Below are 13,062 nucleotides of genomic sequence, written 5' to 3'. Positions count from 1 at the left end.
CCATGAGCGATAACCCGAGCATCACGCTGCCCGCTGTCGACGCGATGCGCGCCTACTGGGCCGTGATCTCGCCGCTCATGGGCGGGACAATGGCAATGCGCGCGGCGGGCAAGACCCTGTTGCCGCAGTATCCAGCCGAAGACGACGAGGCCTACAAAGAGCGCCTGCGACTCTCGACGCTGCTCCCGGCGTACTCCGAGACCGTGGGCAACATGACCTCCCGAGTGTTCGCCGAGCCGCTGCAGGTGGGCGACGATGTGCCCGAGGCCATTGTCGAGATGACCAAGGATATCGACCACGCCGGCAATGACCTTAACTCCTGGGCGGTCGGGTTCTTCACCGAGGGGCTGAGCCATGGCCTGTGCCATGCCTTCGTCGATCACCCACCAGCGGGAGAGCTGAAAACCCAGGCCGACGAGCAGGCCGCCGGTGTTCGACCCTATGTGGTGATGGTGAGGCCTGAGCAGGTGCTGGGCTGGCGCTCCAAGGGCGGCGTGCTGACCATGGTCCGCTACATCGAGGTGGTCGAGGAGGAAGATGGCGAGTTCGGCGCCAAGTGCGTCGAGCAGATTCGCGTGCTGGAGCCGGGCGCCTGGCGAACCTATCGCAGGTCGGCCAAGGCCGTGCGGGGCAAGCAGGCCGCAGCCGGCGGTACCTGGGAGCTGCACGAGGAAGGCACCAATAGCCTGACCGCGATTCCATGGGTCACTTTCTACACGGGCCGGACCGGCTTCATGACGGCAAAGCCGCCACTGATTGAGCTTGCACACCTGAACGTGAAGCACTGGCAGAGCCAGAGCGACCAGGACAACATCCTCCACGTTATCCGCGTGCCGATCCTGGTACGCATCGGCATCCAGACCCAGTACGACAACCAGGGCAAGGTGATCCCGCCAGAGTTCAAGGTTGGCACCGGCCAGCTAACCGACCTGCCCAAGGACGGTGACCTCAAGTACGTCGAGCACACCGGCCAGGCCGTTGAGTCGGGCCGCTCTGCGCTGCAGGATCTGATCAACGAGATGCGCATGGCCGGGGCCAAGCTGCTGACGCCGGACAAGACGGCCACCAAGACCGCCACCCAGGCGGAGGAGGAGGCGGCGCAGGAGTTGTCCCCGCTCGCGCGCATGGCGCACCACTTCGCAGACTGCCTGGCCCAGCTGCTCCAGTTCATGGCCGATTATCGCGGTCTGGGCGATGGCGGCACCGTCGAGATGCGCGGCAACTTCGATGTCGATTACATACCAGAGGTGTCGCTGCCGACCCTGGTCTCCATGGCCAATGCCGGGATGATCAGCAAGGAGACGCTGTTCACCGAGATGCAGCGCCGAGGCGTCATCAGCGATGAATACGACTGGGAAGAGGAACTGGCGAAGATTGAGGCCCAGGGCCCGGCCCTCGGTACGCTGTAATGAAGACGGCCAACGAGAGGCTACTGGACGATCTGATCGGCCATGAGGTTGACCTGTCCAGGCTGAGCAACAGCCAGGTCGTGGCAATCATCAGGATTCTGAACAGTTCAGACTCTGAGCTGAGGGCAGCGCTCATTGCTGCCATCGACAGCCTGGATGCCGGCGCGTCGGTTGCGGCGATCGATGCTGCCCTGGCGCCCGTGCTGCGGATCAATCAATCGACGTTCTTTAGCTTGCAGCAGGCGATCACAGGCGTCATCGACGGCGTAGCAAGCTACGAGATCGCGTTCCAGGCTGGCGCGCTTACAGCGGCTGTTCCTGAGCTTGTACAGGCGCGATTCCCGGTTGCCGTGGCACAGTTTAGCCAGGTGCGCGCCATTGCGCTGGCAAGGCCATTCCAGGGGCGGCTGCTCAGCGAGTGGATGGCGGGCATCGAGGCTAACCGCGCTGCGTCCATCCGCGATGCCGTGCGCTCTGGCGTGCTTGAAGGCCGCACGACACCGGAAATCGTCCGGCAGATCATGGGTACCAAGGCGGAGAAGTACGCTGACGGCATCCTGCAGAGGCCTCGCCGGGAGGTGGAAGCGGTTGTCCGGTCTGCTGTATCCAGCACGGCTGAGACGGCCAGTGACAAAGCATTCGAGGCCAACAGCGACATCATCAGCCACGTTGAATGGCTGAGCACGCTGGATAACCGGACATCGACGACCTGCCGAATCCGTGACCGCCTGCCGTACACGCTTGGCACGTACCGACCCATCGGGCACAAGGTGCCGTGGCTCGCCGGCCCTGGCCGTATCCACTTCTGCTGCCGCTCGACCAAGCTGCCGATCCTCAAGAGCGCTCTGTCGCTGGGGATCAGCGACGCGGCGACCCGGGCAAGCATGGACGGGCAGGTGCCGCAGCAGACCACGTACGCGCAATGGCTAGCACGCCAGCCTGCCGCCCGCCAGGACGAAATTCTCGGCCCGGAGCGGGGGAAGCTGCTGCGCCAGAACAAGCTGAAGCTCCAGGACTTCTACAACGACAAGGGCAAGTTCCTGACGCTCGATGAGCTGTTGGAGCGACTGTTGTAGCGCCGCGCCACAAAGCACCAAAGCGCCATTTCGTGGCGCGCAATTACAAAGCCTCGCCCAGTGCGGGGCTTTTTTATGCCTGCGGTTCGGATGGACGGGGCGACCTGGGGCCGGATGGCTCACCAACAGGCCGGATGGCCCAGAGAGACGAGATGAAACTCAAAACCGTTGAAGTGGATGGCAAGCAGTACGCAGTGATCGAAGATGGCAAGCCCGTCTACACGGATGACGACGGCAAGGACGTCGCCTTCGATGCGGTCGGTACTCGCAACACCATCACCCGGCTGAATGCCGAGGCGAAGTCGCACCGTGAGCGCGCGGACAGCTTCGAGAAAACTGCGAAGGCGTTCGAAGGCATCGAAGATGCTGCGGCCGCCAAGAAAGCCCTGGAGATCGTCGCCAACCTCGATGCCAAGAAGCTGGTGGATGCCGGCGAGATCGAGAAGGTGAAGGGCGAAATCAGCAAGGCCTTCCAAACCCAGCTGGATGAAGCCAACGGCAAGGCGCAGACCTTCGAGCAGCAGCTGTATGCCGAGAAGATCGGCGGCAGCTTCGCGCGCTCCCAGTTCATCGCCGAGAAGATGGCTGTTCCTGCTGACATGGTCCAAGCCGCTTTCGGCAGCAACTTCAAGATCAAGGAAGGCAAGGTCGTCGCGTACGACGCCCAGGGCCAGAAGATCTTCAGCCGCGCTCGCCCGGGTGAGCTGGCCGACTTCAACGAAGCGCTCGAAACCCTCGTCTCGCAGTACCCCCATCGCGACCACATCCTGAAGAGCTCCGGCGCCAATGGCGGCGGCGCGCCGAACGGCGGTGGCCAGCACAAAACCACGAAGGGCAACTTCGGTGGCACCAAGGCTGAACGCCTGGAAGCCATCAAGGGCCTGACCGCAAGCGAATAAGGAGGCCCAATGGCCCTTTCGAACATGAAGGTATTCAACGAATACCTCAAGCGCACCACCATCGAGACCCTGGCTCAGGATGTCGAGAAGTTCAACGCATCCTCGGCCGGCGCCATCCGCCTGACTACCCAGGGCATCGACGGCGACTTCCTGCAGGAATCGTTCTGGGCAGGTCTGCACGGCGCCCAGCGTCGCGTCGACCGCTACGCCGCCAACGGCGCCCAGGCGTCCACCCCGCTGGCCCAGAAGCAGTACGACTCGGTGAAGATCGCCGGCGGCTTCGGCCCGATCCTGTGGGAGCCTTCCCAGCTCTCCTGGATCCAGAAGAATCCGGAAGAAGCGCTGGAAGTGATCAGCCGCAACCTTTCCGAAGCCATCATGGCGGACCAGCTGAACACCGCCATCTCGGCCCTGGCCGGAGCCATCGGCAACCAGCCGAGCGCCACCAACGACGTTTCGGCTACTGCTGGCGTGACTTACGTCGCGATCAACAACGCCCACGCGCTGTTCGGTGACGCTTCCCAGCGCCTGGTGGCCCAGGTCATGACCGGTGCCATGTACCACAAGCTGGTCGGCCAGAACCTCGCCAACGCCGAGCGCCTGTTCCAGTTCTCCGGCGTGCAGGTGGTCGACATCCTCGGCAAGGCCGTGATCATCACCGACGCCCCTGCGCTTTACGAGGCCGGCACCCCGAACAAGCAGAAGGTGCTCAGCCTGGCCGACGGCGCCGCAGTGGTGATGGATGGCTCCGACCTGATCACCAACATCGAGACCTCCAACGGCAAGGAGCGTATCGAGACCACCATGCAGGCCGACTACACCTTCGGCCTGGGCCTCAAGGGCTACACCTGGGACACCGCCAACGGCGGCAAATCGCCGACCAACGCCGAGCTGTCCACCGGCACCAACTGGGACCTGGTGGCGAACAGCATCAAGGCCTCGGCCGGCGTGCTGACCATCGGCGACGCCACCAAGTAACCGGTACCGCGCCCTCCGGGGCGCATTCCCCAGGAGATCGCCATGAGCGAGAAAGTGATTTACGAGAAGCACCCGGTCAGCCCTGAGCGTAAAGCCGAGCTGCGGCAGAAGGGGTACAAGATCATCGATGCCCGTTTCGCGCCCGATGGCTACGAGCATCCTGAGCCAGCGAAGGAGGAGAAGTCCAAGGCCGGCGGCCCGCTGAAGGTGGACGAGATCCGTTCGGCCCTGGATGCCAAGGGCATCGCCTACGGCGAGAAGGCTACCAAGCCAGAACTGCAGAAGCTGCTCGACGATGCCGTCAAGGCTGACGACTTGAAGGCCAAGCTGACCGAGAAAGGCGTCGACTTTGCTGCCGCCGTCAGCCTGGAAGACCTGCAGAAACTGCTGGATGAGGCCGCGTAATGACGACCTACATCACCGTCGAGCAGGTAGACAACCTGCTTGGGCCTACCTGGGCGCCCGACGACCAGAAGGCCCGGGCGGTGCTGATGGCCAATACCTGGCTCACCAATCTCGGCCTACCTGAGTTCGATCCTGTACCGGATGACGTGATTCAGGCCGGCGCCGAGATCGCCCGAGAGGCCGCGGCGGGCAACATCTACGGCAGCAAAGAAACCGGCGTTCTCAGCAAGTCGGTGGATGCTGACGGGGTGTCCAGCAGCAAGACCTACGCCGAATCGTCCCGTACCATCAGCGCAGGCGAGTCGTTCGCCCTGGCGCTGCTGGCGCATCACCTGAACAGCAGCGGCCAGACCAAGATCGTGAGGGGCTGATATGGGACTTCGCGATGAGCTGCAGGCCGACCTGGCCCAGGCGTTCAATACGGACCTGGCCGACGCGGTGGCGGCGGTAAATGGCAGCCGTTCTGTGCCTGGCACCTACGACCCTGAGAAGGGCGGCATTACACCCGCGACAACGCTCTACTACGCCGGTCGCGGCGTCTTCGGCCAGTACAAGGATCGAGAGATCGACGGTACGCGCATCTGGGCGTCCGATGTGAGGCTAAAGGCCCTGCAAAACGAACTGTTCATGAAGGAGGCGGGAGTTGTGACCGACACGCCTGCCGCCCCCGCTATCGGAGACCTCATCAACGGCTATCGCGTGGTGAACGTTTGTCAGGACGCGGCCAGGGCCACCTGGACCATCCAACTGAGGAAGTGACCATGCCACGCGGCCAGAACATGAAAGAACGCTATGGCGGGCTTAATGGAAGCTTCTCTGCCCAGTTGCAGCAGTTCGCAGAGGCAGCCAAGGAGGCGATGGATCTCACCTTCCGCGAGGTCGTTTTTCTAGTGGGGCAAAGGCTTGTAACCATGTCCCCGGTTGATACTGGTCGGTTCCGCAGTAACTGGCAGTTCAGCACGGGAGCCCCTGCTTTAGGCGAAATAGCTGAAATTGAGGGGGCTGGCGAGACACTGGACAGGCTCCTCCTCGCCGCCGGCGATCTAACCGCCGGAGAGGTCGCCCATATCGTCAACAACCTGCCGTATGCCATCCCTCTGGAGTACGGACACAGCTCACAGGCGCCTGGCGGCATGGTGCGAGTCACCGTCGCCGACTTCCAGCGCATCGTCGAAGAAGCCATCAGGATCCACCGAGCATGAGCCACGCACGAGCACGACAGGCCATCGAAATCAAGCTGACGTCCTGGGCCTCGGCGCGCCCGATACGGGTGGCGAACTTCGAACAACAGTTCGCGCCCGGTCCTGACGAAACGTACCTCCGAGCCTTTCAGCTGCCAGCCAGCACCATCTGCCGCTACCTGGGAGGGGAGGCATACGAATACAGCGGGATTTACCAGGTCAGCATTGTTTGCCCGGCTGGCCAGCCACTGGGCACGGCAGAAGGGCTGGTCGCCGCGCTTTCTGACCTGTTCCCGGTCGACTCTGAACTTAGCCGCAGCGGATTCGAGGGCTTAGTCATCCAGCCGGTCGAGCAAGGTCCAACCATCACCGAGCCGACGACCTACACGGTCCCGGTCAGCATCAGTTACCGCGGAGTCGCGGACCAACCAACTACCTGAAGGAAATATCGATGCAGAGCGCCGACTACGTGCCGGGGGTATCCGGCTGGAGGATGGAAAAAGGCTGGTTCGAGATCAACGGCGGGCCGCACGGGCCAGTCCGTATTGGCAATCTTGAGGCCTCAGTTGAAACACCTTCGGATGAGCAGCTGGCGGCGCTTTGCCTGACCAGGCAGGACTTGGCAGAGCCGTTCATCGTTGTGGATGGCGTCACCTACATCAATGAAGCGCTTATACCAAGCTGCGCGGTCGATGCCGATCGTTTCAAGGTCAAGATGTCGTTGAACGAGTCAGGCCAATACGTCGCCGCGGGGGTCGGAGTAGGTATGGATGCCTCCGAGATCCTGGATCTGCTGAGTAGTCAGATCTCGCAGAGCGATCTGGCGAGCGCCCTGAGTGAATGGAATACGAAAGTGGCCGATCCTTCCGAGATCGCGCGTCAGGTCATCCGCCAAGAACTCAAGCCGGGCGGCCTTCTGCATCGCCGCTGATCAGAACACCACCTAAACCCGCCGCGTGCGGGCTTTTCGTTTCTACCCAAGAGGAAAACACCATGGCCGCACGCTTCCCGCTGCCGAACGGCGCTATCGTTGAGATCGCCGCGACCCTGGGGGCCGCTGTCCCCTTCACCGCAATCACCAACGCGGCGCCGCCCGTGCTCAGTGCAGAAGGCCACGCCCTGACTGAGGACGACGTGGTTCTGATCGATTCCGGTTGGGCCAAGCTCACCGACCGAGCTGCGCGGGTCGTGAATCCGCTGACCGACAGCTTCGGCCTGGGCAGCATAAGCACCGCCGATACCGACATCTTTACCCCTGGCGCCGGCCTGGGTTCTGTAATCCCGGTCACCGACTGGGTGCAGATCTCCAAGGTAACTGGCTTCACCCCGTCCGGCGGCGAGCAACAGTTCCTGACCGTGGGCTACCTGGAGGACGACGACGATCGCCAGATGCCGACCAACCGCAACCCGATTAGCCTGGCCATCGTGGTCGAGGACCAGCCCACCGCAGCCTACGTCGGTGCCGTCGAGGGTTTCGACGAGTCCAAGGAGCTGACCGTAGTTCGCCTGAAGCTGCGCAACGGTGACCAGATCCTCTATCCGGGCTACGTCAGCATCACCACCACCCCGACCATGGAGCGGAACAATCTCATGACCCGCACCATCTCTGTTGGCCTGTCTGGCCGCCCTCTGCGCTACCTGAAAGCGGCTTAAGGAGTCCACATGGCAAAGATCAAGATTGCGCAGAACCCGACGTTCACCGCTGAGGTGAAGATTCCGCGCGTGGGTGGCGTGGCTGTGCCAGTGCAGTTCACCTTCCGCTATATGGATCGCACCGCTCTGGCCAAGCTTTACGATGGCTGGAACAAGGCCGCAGAGGCCAACTCCGAGAAGGCCAGGGACGAAAATGTAAGCCTCGAGCAATTCACCGCCGACCAGCTGAAACTCCAGGCCGAGCAGATCAAAGCTGTCACCACTGGCTGGGGGTTCGACGAAGACTTCACTGACGACGCCATCCTTGACCTGGTGACCAGCTGCGTCGGCGCCCCTCAGGCGGTATTGGACGCATACCAAGAAGCATACAAGCCTGCGCGCTTGGGAAACTGAAAGCGGCGGCGCGGGCCTGCTACGAAAAGGGTCCGTCCGCCGAGCAACTCGCTGCCGTCGGACTCACGATGGAAGACATCGGCGAGGCAGAAGTGGGTATATGGCCTGACGCCTGGCCCGCATTTCGGCTATTCGAAGCGATGGGCACGCAGTGGCGAATGGGGCCGGGCGGGGCAACAGGGCTTGATTACACAGCCATCCGCGAGACAGCCAGCATGATCGGCATCAGGCGAAGCGAGCTCACCGATATCTTTCCCGATCTTCGCGTCATGGAGGATGAAGCTTTGGCTGTGATGGCTGAGGCGGCTGGGTAGCGAAAAATTGAGGCGGCGAGGCCGCAGGAGATTGGCATGAAACTGATAGTCGTCGTACTGAGCAATGGGCAAAAAGCAGCTGCGGGCCTCGGCCTGGGGACGCCTACCGATGTAGACGCCGACAAAGCAGTTACGAAATCCGCGATTGAACCAGGGAAATGATGTCTTTGTAAGCGGCAGAGTTCCCGTTCTCGATCGTAATCGACTTCAGTTCCTCAAGTTCGTGCTTAAGCGCCGCCTTATCTATGGAGTTCTGCTTGTTGAGCGCGGTAACAACTGCCAACAGGGCATTTAGCACGGCGAATGGGACGCTGTTCGCTGCCTGCTCTAGCGCTTGAAGGCGCTGATCTACAGTTTGCATTTGACCTCCTAGGTCGCAATGCCCCAGTCCATGGGCTTTCCGGAAACGGACCGGGGCGGTTTGTTGGAGGCACAACGCTACTACGCCGACATGGCGGGCTGGTACTGGCTTTCCATCCAAGCTGGATGCCTGGACAGCGCCAAGCCGTGGTAGATTCTGCCCATCAACAAGGAGGGCGCGCATGAAGCGTTTGGCATTGGTGGCGCTGGCAGGGCTGGTCCTGGCAGGCTGCGGGAAGAGCGATATTGACCGTGCGCGTGAGGCGGTTGCAGAAAAGCTGAATGATCCAGGGTCGGCTCAGTTCCGCAATGAGCGGAGCGTAAAAGGCGGGTGGGTTTGCGGTGAGGTAAATGGCAAGAATGCGTTCGGTGGATACATCGGCTTCAAACGATACACGGTTACATGGATGCCGGACGGCTCCAATGTTGTAGCCCTGGAAGGGGAAAATGAAACCTCGGTGGACCGCATAAACTGCGGAATCCAATGAGAGCCTGATTCAAACCAAGCCCGCCATGAGCGGGCTTTTTTATGCCCGGAGAAACCATGAGTCAGGGTGATATTGCCGTCCTTGGTATCAAGGTTGAGTCAGGGGAGGCCGCTACAGCTGCCCAAGACCTCGACAAGCTGGCTCAGGCTGGGGATCGGGCCGAGAAATCTACCGCTGGCGTCAGCACCCAGGCAAAGGCGTCTGGCGTGTCGATCAAGAGCCTTGCCGCGAGTGGGAAAGAGGCGGAGCAGGCGCTGGACGCATATTCGCGCCAGGCACAAGCTGCGGGCCTTTCAACGAAGGCCTATACAGCCGCGCTGCGTGGCGTCCCCGCACAGTTCACGGACATCGTGGTATCCCTGCAGGGTGGGATGAACCCGTTCACCGTTCTGCTGCAGCAGGGCGGGCAGCTCAAGGACATGTTTGGCGGAATTGGGCCGGCGACGCGGGCCCTGGGCGGCTATGTCGCTGGACTGATTAACCCGTTTACGCTGGCTGCTGCGGCAGTGGCGGCGCTTGGTGTTGGCTACTACAAGGGCAGTCAGGAGGCGGATGAATTCCGAAAATCCCTCGTCCTCACGGGTAATGCTGCTGGCACCAACGTTGGCGCCCTTGCGGATCTGTCAAAGCAAATAAGTGTTACGGTTGGCACCACTGGCGCAGCAGCAGAGGTGTTGGCTCAGCTAGCAGGCAGCGGGAAGATCGCCGGCGATAGCTTGGCCACTGTTGCAACGGCTGCGCTTGAAATGAAAAACGCAACCGGAAGAGCGGTTGAAGAGACGGTGGCCGAGTTTGTGGAAATCGGCAAAGACCCTGTCGAGGCCGCTCGCAAGCTCAATGAGCAATATAATTTTTTGACCGCAGCTACTTATTCGCAGATCGTCGCCTTGAAGGAGCAGGGTGACACTGTCGGTGCCACAAAGCTTCTGACCGATACATATGCGGACACGATCAGCACCCGTTCGAAAGAGATTACTGAGAATCTCGGATACATCGAGCGCGCCTGGCGTGGCGTATGGAGCATGACCAAAAACGCGGGCGATGCTGTCGCGGAATTTGGTCGATCGCAAGGCATCGCAGGCCAGCTTTCGGACGCCCAGCGAGAGCTCGCCGAAATTGACAAGCGAATGCAGAACCCGATCGCTGCGAGCAGCAAGCGAAATCAGGATGAGCGCGAAATAGCACAGAGCCGCGTCAACGCCCTTCAAGACCAGCTTCGGACGCAACAGTCCATCGACCAGGCTCAGGAAAACTACCGTAAGCGGCAGCGCGACTCTGTGGCGGCAATGCACGAGGTTGACGCACTTGAAAAGTCTGCCTGGACAAATGCTGAAAAACGGGCAGACGCCTTGCAGCGCTATGAGCGTGCTCTTGAAAAAATAAGAAAAACGGACCCCAACGATTCGAGGCTTGATCCAAAAGCGGTAGCGAGGATTCGCGCTGATATTGAAGAGCAGTACAAAGACCCTGCGACCAAAAAGACTCCTGCTTACCGGGAGGACGCCGGCACCAAGGCTCTCGATCAGGCTCGCCAGCAATACTCGGTGCTCCAGCAACAGAATACCCTCATCGGTGCCCAGCGCGGCGAGGTGCAGAAACTCGGCGAGGCTGGCCAAGCCCTGGTCAAGTGGGAGCAGCAGCTGGCCGACATCAAGGACAAGAAGACCTTGACCGCCGACCAAAAGTCGCTGCTGGCCAATCAGGAGTTGATCACCGCTCAACTGAAGCGCAACGCCGCGCTTGAGCGCGAAATGCAGCTGCGCAAGGTAGCTACCGAAGAGGCGCAGAAGCTTGCGGCCTTCGAGACCAACCTGAACAGCCAGCTACAGCGTGATTCGGTGGGTCTGAGCAACAACCTTGCCGGAATGGGGCTTGGGGATGTCGCTCGCCAGCGCATGCAGGAGCGCTTCAGCATTGAGCAGCGATATCAGCAGCAGATGGACAACCTGCAGCAGCAGCGCAACGAGGGGCGGATCAGCGAAAGTCTGTACCAGCGTGAAAACGCGGCCTTGCAGGACTCTCTCAACAAGCGCCTGGCCATGCAGGAGAAGTACTACGGCGACCTCGACACCGCGCAGGCTGATTGGTCTATCGGCGCGAGGGCTGCCTGGGCGAACTACCAAGAGCAAGCCATGAACGTCGCCGGCCAGATGCAGACCGCGTTCACCTCCCTGTACGACGGGCTCACCGATGCTGCAGTGGAGTGGGCATTTGGCGCAGACGAGACCTTCGGCGACGTTGCAGTCAGCTTCGGCAAGATGCTGGCCAAGATGGCGCTCCAGGCTGCGGCGTCGAGCGTGTTCTCCAGCATTTTCGGCACGGTTGCTACAGGTTTTATCGGTGCTGGTGTTGGCTCGGCGGCGTCTTCCGGTACGGCTGGCGGCGGGTTCGACTTCGGGCTGGGTAGTGCTTCTGCCGGGATGAGTTACACACCGACGTTCTCCGATGGCGGCTACACCGGCCCTGGCGGCAAGTACGAGCCAGCCGGCATCGTGCACCGCGACGAGTTCGTGATGCGCAAAGAGGTCGTCCAGCAGCCAGGGATGCTTGAGTTCCTCGACTCTCTCAACACCAGAGGTTACGCCGACGGCGGCCTGGTCGGATCAGTGACGGCGAGACCGATCCCCAGTCAGATATCTGCAGCTGGCGGCTCAAACTCCGTGGTAGTTCAGCAGGAGATCTCTGTGGATGGCGGAGGCGGGCAGACTGGCGGCGGGTCCGGTGATATGAGCGCAGTTGCCCAGGCCTATGCCAAGGCGGCCAAGGATGGCGCGCAGCAGGAGATCGCAAAGCAGCTGAAGCGCGGCGGCATGATCTGGACCGCGATCAACCGTCCGATGCGTTGAAAATAGGAGGGCTAGATGGCCGAACGATTCACCTGGAGGCCGAATCGTTCGGCCCCTGGCACTTTCCAGAACGCCGTGCGGTCCGCGAAATTCGGCAACGGCTACACGCAGACCGCCGGCGACGGCATCAACAACGAGACCCAGTCCTGGGATCTCACGTTCACGGGGAGGAAAGCCAAGATCGCTGCGATCCTGAATTTCCTTCGCGCCCAGAAGGGCTACAAGCCCTTCATCTGGAAGACGCCATTCGACGGCGACCTCTATTTCCTCTGCAACACCTACCAGCCGACCGATCAGGGCGGTGATATGTGGTCGCTTACCGCAACCTTCCAACAGACCCACCAGGTGACCTGATGGCCGAGAGCATTTACGAGGACATCCAGAAGCTCACGCCCGGGCAGTATGTCGAGCTGTACGAGATGGACCTGACGAACCTGGGTGGCGATATCTACTACTTCCACGGCTACACGCAGGTCGGCCCGATCTACTGGCAAGGCATGGAGTACACGCCCTGGCCCATCAAGATCGAGGGCATGGGGATGACCGGCGAGGGGCAGCAGAACAGCCCGACCCTCTCGGTCGGCAACGTCTCCGGGCTCCTGACGGCGCTCTGCCGGATCTACGACGACTTGGTGGACGCGAAGATCGTCAGGCATCGCACCATGGGGCGCTTCCTTGACGCTGCGAATTTTCCCGGCGGCAACCCAGAGGCTGATCCAGATGAGCACTTTGCCGACGACATCTACACGATCGACCAGAAGCAGTCGGGCGACAGTGAGCTGATGGTCTTCGTACTCAAGTCCCCCTTGATCGCCTCTGACCGCAAGCTGCCCGGCCGGCAGATCGTGGCCAACTGCTGCCAGTGGCTGACCATTGGCGGGTACCGTGGCGTGTACTGTGGCTACACCGGTTCGAACTACGCCACAGACAAAGACGTGCCAACCGATGATCCCGAGCAAGACATGTGCTCTGGCACGCTCACCGGCTGCAAGCTGCGCTTCGGCGCGAACAACCCGCTGCGATACGGCAGCTTCCCCTCCGCAGGCAACTGAGGTCTCCC

19 protein-coding genes are annotated in these 13,062 nt (G+C 61.4%); 18 read left to right on the top strand and 1 reads right to left on the bottom strand.

Annotation, left to right across the window (positions count from 1 at the left end):
• The first annotated feature begins 2 nt into the window (after nucleotides 1–2).
• From E2H86_RS08730 to E2H86_RS08670, 13 genes are all read left to right on the top strand, one after another.
• Nucleotides 3–1,409, top strand: coding sequence for a DUF4055 domain-containing protein (locus E2H86_RS08730; RefSeq protein ID WP_165976047.1), 1,407 nt, complete (start codon nucleotides 3–5; stop codon nucleotides 1,407–1,409).
• Nucleotides 1,409–2,485: a hypothetical protein gene (locus E2H86_RS08725; protein ID WP_133326747.1), complete on the top strand. Its 1,077-nt coding sequence runs from the start codon at nucleotides 1,409–1,411 to the stop codon at nucleotides 2,483–2,485. Before E2H86_RS08730 ends, E2H86_RS08725 begins: the two co-directional genes overlap by 1 nt.
• Before the next feature lie 152 nt (nucleotides 2,486–2,637).
• Nucleotides 2,638–3,384 (top strand): DUF6651 domain-containing protein, encoded by a 747-nt coding sequence (locus E2H86_RS08720; protein ID WP_133326745.1) that lies wholly within the window; start codon nucleotides 2,638–2,640, stop codon nucleotides 3,382–3,384.
• Between the two features lie 9 nt (nucleotides 3,385–3,393).
• Complete coding sequence (locus E2H86_RS08715; protein WP_027907120.1) at nucleotides 3,394–4,362, top strand: major capsid protein; 969 nt, start codon at nucleotides 3,394–3,396, stop codon at nucleotides 4,360–4,362.
• Nucleotides 4,363–4,404: 42 nt separating this feature from the next.
• A complete protein-coding gene (locus E2H86_RS08710; RefSeq protein WP_133326743.1) occupies nucleotides 4,405–4,767 on the top strand; it encodes a hypothetical protein in 363 nt (120 codons plus the stop codon).
• Nucleotides 4,767–5,138, top strand: a complete 372-nt coding sequence (locus E2H86_RS08705; protein ID WP_133326741.1) for a hypothetical protein — start codon at nucleotides 4,767–4,769, stop codon at nucleotides 5,136–5,138. Before E2H86_RS08710 ends, E2H86_RS08705 begins: the two co-directional genes overlap by 1 nt.
• Before the next feature lies 1 nt (nucleotide 5,139).
• Nucleotides 5,140–5,526, top strand: a complete 387-nt coding sequence (locus E2H86_RS08700; protein ID WP_133326738.1) for a hypothetical protein — start codon at nucleotides 5,140–5,142, stop codon at nucleotides 5,524–5,526.
• Nucleotides 5,527–5,528: 2 nt separating this feature from the next.
• A complete protein-coding gene (locus E2H86_RS08695) occupies nucleotides 5,529–5,969 on the top strand; it encodes an HK97 gp10 family phage protein (RefSeq protein ID WP_133326736.1) in 441 nt (146 codons plus the stop codon).
• Nucleotides 5,966–6,388 carry a phage tail terminator-like protein gene (locus E2H86_RS08690; protein ID WP_133326734.1) on the top strand — a complete coding sequence of 141 codons (423 nt, stop codon included), beginning with the start codon at nucleotides 5,966–5,968 and terminating at the stop codon, nucleotides 6,386–6,388. The genes E2H86_RS08695 and E2H86_RS08690 overlap by 4 nt, the downstream gene beginning before the upstream one ends.
• Nucleotides 6,389–6,399: 11 nt before the next feature.
• On the top strand, nucleotides 6,400–6,879 hold the full coding sequence (locus tag E2H86_RS08685; RefSeq protein WP_133326732.1) for a hypothetical protein: 480 nt from the start codon (nucleotides 6,400–6,402) through the stop codon (nucleotides 6,877–6,879).
• A gap of 62 nt (nucleotides 6,880–6,941) precedes the next feature.
• Nucleotides 6,942–7,601: a phage tail protein gene (locus E2H86_RS08680; protein WP_133326730.1), complete on the top strand. Its 660-nt coding sequence runs from the start codon at nucleotides 6,942–6,944 to the stop codon at nucleotides 7,599–7,601.
• A 9-nt stretch (nucleotides 7,602–7,610) separates the two neighbouring features.
• Complete coding sequence (locus E2H86_RS08675; RefSeq protein WP_133326728.1) at nucleotides 7,611–7,994, top strand: phage tail assembly chaperone; 384 nt, start codon at nucleotides 7,611–7,613, stop codon at nucleotides 7,992–7,994.
• Nucleotides 7,995–8,062: 68 nt separating this feature from the next.
• Entirely contained in the window at nucleotides 8,063–8,308 is a 246-nt protein-coding gene (locus E2H86_RS08670) for a DUF1799 domain-containing protein (protein WP_133326726.1), read from the top strand.
• A gap of 130 nt (nucleotides 8,309–8,438) precedes the next feature.
• On the opposite strand, the gene E2H86_RS08665 is transcribed toward E2H86_RS08670, so the two are convergent.
• A complete protein-coding gene (locus E2H86_RS08665) occupies nucleotides 8,439–8,669 on the bottom strand; it encodes a hypothetical protein (RefSeq protein WP_133326724.1) in 231 nt (76 codons plus the stop codon).
• Nucleotides 8,670–8,687: 18 nt separating this feature from the next.
• On the opposite strand from E2H86_RS08665, the gene E2H86_RS26390 reads away from it, so the two are divergent.
• The 5 genes from E2H86_RS26390 to E2H86_RS08645 are packed head-to-tail and all read left to right on the top strand — an operon-like array spanning nucleotide 8,688 to nucleotide 13,054.
• Complete coding sequence (locus E2H86_RS26390) at nucleotides 8,688–8,822, top strand: hypothetical protein (protein ID WP_306767643.1); 135 nt, start codon at nucleotides 8,688–8,690, stop codon at nucleotides 8,820–8,822.
• 28 nt (nucleotides 8,823–8,850) lie between these two features.
• Nucleotides 8,851–9,156: a hypothetical protein gene (locus E2H86_RS08660; protein ID WP_133326722.1), complete on the top strand. Its 306-nt coding sequence runs from the start codon at nucleotides 8,851–8,853 to the stop codon at nucleotides 9,154–9,156.
• Between the two features lie 56 nt (nucleotides 9,157–9,212).
• Nucleotides 9,213–12,002, top strand: coding sequence for a phage tail tape measure protein (locus E2H86_RS08655; protein ID WP_165976046.1), 2,790 nt, complete (start codon nucleotides 9,213–9,215; stop codon nucleotides 12,000–12,002).
• A 15-nt stretch (nucleotides 12,003–12,017) separates the two neighbouring features.
• Complete coding sequence (locus tag E2H86_RS08650; RefSeq protein ID WP_133326718.1) at nucleotides 12,018–12,356, top strand: phage tail protein; 339 nt, start codon at nucleotides 12,018–12,020, stop codon at nucleotides 12,354–12,356.
• Entirely contained in the window at nucleotides 12,356–13,054 is a 699-nt protein-coding gene (locus tag E2H86_RS08645; RefSeq protein WP_133326716.1) for a phage minor tail protein L, read from the top strand. The genes E2H86_RS08650 and E2H86_RS08645 overlap by 1 nt, the downstream gene beginning before the upstream one ends.
• Nucleotides 13,055–13,062 lie beyond the last annotated feature (8 nt).

It is taken from the genome of Pseudomonas putida (assembly GCF_004357765.1).
GTDB classification, from domain to species: domain Bacteria; phylum Pseudomonadota; class Gammaproteobacteria; order Pseudomonadales; family Pseudomonadaceae; genus Aquipseudomonas; species Aquipseudomonas putida_U.
This window is presented reverse-complemented; position numbering and strand designations above follow the sequence as displayed.